Raw genomic sequence first — 680 nt, forward strand, 5'->3', positions numbered from 1 at the left:
CGGTGGTGGGAGCGGCCACGCCCAGATCCAGATCGCCGATGACGCTGGAGCCGCTGGCGTCGGTGCCCGTGCCGGTGTGGCTGGCGAGCACGTCCTCGACGCTGAGGCCAACGGCGGGGGCGGTGGTGACGAGGCCATGGTCGCCGCCCACGGTGGTGGGAGCGGCCACGCCGAGGTCAAGACCACCGATGACGCTGGAGCCACCGGCGCCCGTTCCTCCGGTGCCGCCGCCGGTGTGGCTGGCGAGCACGTCCTCGACGCTGAGGCCAACAGTGGGGGCGGTGCTGATCAGGCCATCATCACCACCGACCGCAGTCGGTGCGGTGATGCCGAGATCGAGCCCGCCGATGCCCGTGGATCCGCTGCCGTCCGTTCCGTTGGAGCTGGCGAGCACATCCTCGAGGGACACACCGACAGTGGGGGCGATGTCGATCAGCGAGCCCTGGGTCCCGCCGTCAGTGGGCGGGGTGGTTCCGCCACCGCCGGTGGGAGGCGTTGTGCCGCCGCCGTCCGTGGGCGGGGTTGTTCCGCCACCGCCGGTGGGAGGCGTTGTGCCGCCGCCGTCCGTGGGCGGGGTTGTGCCGCCACCGCCGGTGGGAGGCGTGGTGCCGCCACCGTCCGTGGGCGGGGTCGTGCCGCCACCGCCGGTGGGAGGCGTTGTGCCGCCGCCGTCCGTGGGC

At 74.1% G+C, this 680-nt stretch carries 1 pseudogene; it reads right to left on the reverse strand.

Features of this window, described 5'->3' with window-relative positions:
* Positions 1-680, reverse strand: a pseudogene (locus IEW24_RS16670) (hypothetical protein); the annotation flags it as partial.

This window comes from Azorhizobium oxalatiphilum (assembly GCF_014635325.1).
In the GTDB taxonomy this organism is placed as follows: Bacteria; Pseudomonadota; Alphaproteobacteria; order Rhizobiales; family Xanthobacteraceae; genus Azorhizobium; species Azorhizobium oxalatiphilum.